General features: G+C 41.5%; 3 protein-coding genes and 1 pseudogene. 2 read left to right on the forward strand and 2 right to left on the reverse strand.

Going from position 1 to position 4,875, the window contains the following annotated elements; translation table 11 throughout:
* Together V5N63_RS10365 and V5N63_RS10370 are read right to left on the reverse strand one after the other, a co-directional pair.
* Positions 1-399 (reverse strand): annotated as a pseudogene (locus V5N63_RS10365) (M56 family metallopeptidase); the annotation flags it as partial.
* A 5-nt stretch (positions 400-404) separates the two neighbouring features.
* Positions 405-764, reverse strand: coding sequence for a BlaI/MecI/CopY family transcriptional regulator (locus V5N63_RS10370; RefSeq protein ID WP_332033879.1), 360 nt, complete (start codon positions 762-764; stop codon positions 405-407).
* Positions 765-997: 233 nt separating this feature from the next.
* On the opposite strand from V5N63_RS10370, the gene ychF reads away from it, so the two are divergent.
* Both ychF and V5N63_RS10380 read left to right on the forward strand, forming a co-directional pair.
* On the forward strand, positions 998-2,089 hold the full coding sequence (ychF, locus tag V5N63_RS10375; protein WP_088469116.1) for a redox-regulated ATPase YchF: 1,092 nt from the start codon (positions 998-1,000) through the stop codon (positions 2,087-2,089).
* A gap of 167 nt (positions 2,090-2,256) precedes the next feature.
* On the forward strand, positions 2,257-4,875 hold a 2,619-nt coding region (locus V5N63_RS10380), incomplete at its 3' end, for a cation-translocating P-type ATPase (protein ID WP_332033880.1).

The following is a 4,875-nucleotide window of genomic DNA, read 5'->3' on the forward strand; positions in this document are numbered from 1 at the left end:
GGTCTGGTAAAAATTAATGTCCCCGATTTTTTCTCTGGTGTATCTGCGTTTCAGCAGTTCTATTTTAAAGATTCCGTAGAGGAGTCTGGTCAGGAAAAAGAGAGCAGCCACTCCAAAACCGAGAGCAGTAAACTGATAATAAAAGTGATCATGGCTTAAATTTTTTGATTCGTTAATGTTATTTAATTTATTAAGCAACATATAAATACCGCTGTTTACTTCAACTGTAAAATAATCTACTTTCAGAAGCGGAAGCAGCAGACTGATGACCAAAACAGCAAGCATATAAAACCGGTTGTAATGATGAAAAGTCCTGTCTTTAAGAAACAACCGGTAGTAGCAAAACATTACACCCGATGTTAAAATAACTTTTGCCAGATAAAGAAAAAAGAGTTGCATGTCTTTTATTTTTTGAGTTCGTTGAGGAGCATTTCCAGATCTTCCACACTCATTTCGTTCTTTTCAACCAGAAATGAAACTGCGTTTTTGTAAGAGCCCTCGAAATAATTCTTCACCAGGCTTTTCATTGATTTCCCACTGTATCTCTCTTTTGAAATTAAAGGGAAATACTGGTGCTGGCGACCATGAACTTCATAATCTACAAAATCTTTTTCCTTCAGCACTTTTAATATGGTAGAAACGGTATTGGTGTGCGGTTTGGGTTCGGGAAAAAGCTCAAGGATGTCTTTAAGAAAGCCTTTTTCGATCTCCCAGAGGTACTGCATTACCTGTTCTTCAGCTTTTGTTAATTGAGCAATTTGCATATCACTATTTATTTAGTGATACAAATGTAGGAATTAAATCTGTTCTTACAACTATTTTTGTAGTGATAATATGAAATTTATTTTAAGTATTTGATTATCAGTTATAAAAATTAGAAGTTATCCCCGATGTGACTTTCATATATATTATTGAGAATTTGTGTAAAAACCTTATCTTTGCACACCTTAATTTAAACTGCAACACGCCAAAAGTGTCTTGCTAAAAGCAAAAATTTATGAAATGTGGAATTGTAGGTTTGCCCAATGTAGGTAAATCAACCCTTTTTAACTGCCTGAGCAACGCCAAAGCGCAGTCTGCCAACTATCCTTTCTGTACGATTGAACCTAACCTGGGAACGGTTTCCGTGCCCGATCACCGTTTGTTCGAACTCGAAAAACTCGTGAATCCGGAAAGAGTTTTGCCCGCGGTGGTAGAAATTGTAGATATCGCCGGGCTGGTGAAAGGTGCAAGTAAAGGTGAAGGTTTAGGGAACCAGTTCCTGGCCAATATCCGCGAATGCGAAGCTATTATCCATGTATTAAGATGTTTTGAAAACGGCAATATTATTCACGTGGAAGGTTCTGTAGATCCGCTTCGTGACAAAGAAATCATCGATATCGAACTTCAGCTGAAAGATATGGAGGCGATCGCTAAAGCTGCAGAAAAAGCGAAGAAATTCATTAAATCCGGAAAGAAAGAAGATGTGTTGACCTATGAAACACTGGTTAATCTTCAGAAATTTGTAGAAGACGGTAAGAATGCCAGAGAATTCCCGATGGATGATTTTGCAAAGTCTGTGATTTCTGAAATTCAGCTGCTGACCAACAAACCTGTGCTTTATGTTTGTAATGTGGATGAAAATTCCATTAAAAACGGCAACGAATGGATTGCAAAGATCGAAGAAATGGCAGCAAAAGAAAATGCTGAAGTTGTAGTGCTGGCTGCTCAGATTGAAGCCGACATCAACGAACTTGAAACTTTTGAAGAAAGACAGATGTTCCTGGAAGAACTTGGTTTGGATGAACCCGGTGTTAACAAACTCGTTAGAAAAGCTTACGATTTACTTAAACTACAAACCTATTTCACCGCCGGCGTGAAAGAAGTACGTGCTTGGACGATTGGTCAGGGCTGGACAGCGCCTCAGGCCGCAGGCGTGATTCATACCGACTTCGAAAAAGGATTCATCCGTGCAGAAGTGATTGGATATGATGATTTTGTAACGTACGGTTCTGAAGCCAAAGTAAAGGAAGCCGGAAAAATGAGGGTAGAAGGCAAAGAATACATTGTTAAAGACGGTGATGTAATGCATTTCCGATTCAATGTATAATTAAAAATTTTTAGATATTAAAAGCAGATTTCATAAAATCTGCTTTTTTTATTGCTTATCTTTGATTGTATTTGTTAGAGCATCGGTAATACTAAATTCGTGATCAGAGAATATTACTGAGTCGTTCTAAGAAGCAGAATTCTACAATGTCCTCCAAAAGTAAAAATATGTGGTTTACTAAATCCATCGAAGACACATTAAAAACGCTTAACGTAAATCCCGAAACGGGGCTTACTTCCGAAGAAGCCGTCAAAAGGCTGAAACAGTTTGGACCCAACCGGCTGGAAGCAAAAAAGAAAAAAACGATTCTTCAGATCTTTATTTCTCAGCTTAACGACTGGCTGATTTATGTACTTTTTGCTGCGGTAATCATCACTTTTCTAATGGGTGAATATGTGGATTCCGTGATTATTGTTTTGGTAATTCTCATCAATGCAGGTATTGGGGTCTATCAGGAATTAAAAGCCGGAAAAGCCATTGAAGCCCTGATGGAACTCTCTTCCCCGAAAGCATTAGTGAAAAGGGATTCCCATACCAAAGAAATCGACAGTTCTGAACTTGTTCCCGGCGACATTGTAATTCTGGAAGCTGGGAGAATTATTCCCGCTGATCTCCGCCTTATTGAAACGGCTAATCTACAGACCGAAGAGTCGGCGCTGACCGGAGAATCGGTTCCTGAGCATAAAAAGGCGGAAGATGTTTATGACGATCCCAGTACCCCGATTGGCGATAGAGAAAATCAGGCTTTTATGACTTCGGTGGTAACTTATGGAAGAGGAACCGGCGTTGTTGTAGAAACCGGAATGAAAACCGAGCTTGGTAAAATTGCCCACCTGATTGATAACGAAGAAACTACCAAGACCCCGCTGGAGAAACGTCTGAACGATTTAGGAAAAATGCTGGGCAAAATCGCTGTGGGCATCTGTGTCTTTATTTTTGTGCTTTCGTGGTTTCAGGGCAGGGATCTGGCGGAGATGTTCCTTACGGCAGTATCGCTTGCGGTAGCTTCTATTCCTGAAGGATTGGCAGCCATTGTAGCGGTGGTGCTTTCAATTGGAGTAACCTCCATGTCGAAGAAAAATGCCATTATCCGGCGGCTTCCGGCGGTAGAAACGCTGGGTTCTGTTAATGTGATCTGTTCCGATAAAACAGGCACTTTAACCATGAATAAAATGACGGTTACCCAACTTTTTACTTCAGACGGTCTTATTGATTTGGATGATGATCAGCAGGAAAAAATTTCCAACTCCGCAAAAATGCTTGCCAAGGGAATGATTCTTTGCTCCGACGCGACGCTGGAAAACGGTGATTCCACCGGAGATCCTACAGAAGTTGCGCTGCTGGTTCTGGGTGATACGATGGAGATCGACAGGAAAGATTTAAGCAAAAATACCAGAAGAATTAATGAGAAAGCCTTCGACAGCGACCGGAAAATGATGTCGGTTCTGGTAAAGGAAGAGGATGGAGATTATAAAGTCTTCACAAAAGGTGCTTTGGGAAGTCTGAAAAAAGTCTGCACAAAGATTTTTATTGATGGCGAAATCCGCGATATTTCAGACATTGATTTTGAAAAGTTCACCAATACGGCTAGGAAAATGTCGGATAACGCATTACGAACATTGGCGCTTGCGTACAAGCCTGCAACAAAGGAAACACAACCCGAAGAAATGGAGCAGGATCTTGTACTGCTTGGGCTTGTAGGGATGATGGATCCGGCCAGAGACGAAGTGAAGCCTTCGATCGCGCTTGCCAAAAACGCCGGAATCAGGACGGTTATGATTACGGGTGACCACAAAAACACAGCGTTTGCCATCGCTAAAGATCTGGACATTGCGCAGAATATCGATCAGGTCATTACCGGTCCTGAACTCGATGAATTCAGCGATGAAGATTTAAGGAGAAATGTAGATCAGTATCTGGTGTATGCCCGGGTGTCGCCGGAACATAAAGTAAAAATTGTATGGGCCCTGAAAGCCAACGGCAATATCGTTTCCATGACCGGTGATGGTGTAAATGACGCGCCATCCTTAAATGCAGCAGACATTGGGGTAGCGATGGGAATTACTGGCACCGATGTGGCCAAAGGCGCGGCGGATATGATTCTTACGGATGATAACTTCTCCACCATTGTAAAAGCTATAGAGCAAGGCAGAAATATTTACAGTAATATTAAGAAATCGGTTATTTTTTTACTGACCTGTAACCTTGGCGAAGTGGTGCTGATGGTTATGGCATTGGTTATTGGTTGGGCATCGCCACTTATTGCGACGCAACTTTTATGGATTAATTTAATCACCGATTCGCTACCGGCCATCGCACTGGGAATGGATAATGGCGACCCGGATGTGATGAATGAAAAACCCCGCAATCCAAAAGAAAATTTCTTCTCCAACGGCGCAGGTCTGCAGGCTGTTTTAGGGGGCCTTTTCATAGGTTTAATCTGCTTTTTCGCGTTTTGGTACGGATATTACGAAATGGGATATTCGCCTTCTGACAAAAATGTTCCGGAAGAAGTAGTTAAAAATGCGCGTACTTTGGCGTTCATGGTATTGGTGTTTGCCCAGCTTTTCTATTCTCTGGGCCTGAGAAATATGAAAAAAAGCATCTTCGAAGTGGGTCTCTTTACCAATAAATACCTGATTGGGGCTATTGTTCTTGGGATTCTGCTTCAGGTTCTGGTACTTTTTGTACCCGTATTGCGGGATGCATTTAAACTTCATATGCTTGATCAGAAAGGTTGGATGATGGCTGCGGTACTCGGGCTGCTGCCACTTGCCGCGCACGAA

This window comes from Kaistella sp., from assembly GCF_032060305.1.
In the GTDB taxonomy this organism is placed as follows: domain Bacteria; phylum Bacteroidota; class Bacteroidia; order Flavobacteriales; family Weeksellaceae; genus Kaistella; species Kaistella yananensis.

Excerpts from the sequence above, each read along its gene's own strand:
- V5N63_RS10370 (WP_332033879.1), bottom strand. The coding sequence starts at position 764 with ATGCAAATTGCTCAATTAACAAAAGCTGAAGAACAGGTAATGCAGTAC.
- ychF (WP_088469116.1), top strand. The coding sequence starts at position 998 with ATGAAATGTGGAATTGTAGGTTTGCCCAATGTAGGTAAATCAACCCTT.